General features: G+C 47.6%; 1 protein-coding gene. It reads right to left on the reverse strand.

Going from position 1 to position 227, the window contains the following annotated elements; all coding sequences use genetic code 11:
- On the reverse strand, nt 1-227 hold a 227-nt coding region (locus tag LKX83_RS33090; protein ID WP_227887532.1), incomplete at both ends, for a Phenylacetic acid catabolic protein.

Here is a 227-nt window from a genome sequence, read left to right on the forward strand (position 1 = left end):
CATCAACGCAGGCCACCAACGGTTAAGCGCATCCTGTATCATTTCACGCTGCTGTTCAGTTCCATCCCCCAGGGCAATAACCATATCTTCTCCATGATAAGCATGAAAGCGTTCTTCTAAAATAATCCTCTTAAGTGCACGCGCATATGGAGCATAGGAGGTTTGTGCCAGCATTTTTTGCGTAACAATAGCAGCCCCATCCACAAGCCAGCCAATGAGTGCAGCAT

This window comes from Cohnella baijiui, assembly GCF_020731285.1.
Classification (GTDB): domain Bacteria; phylum Bacillota; class Bacilli; order Paenibacillales; family Paenibacillaceae; genus Cohnella.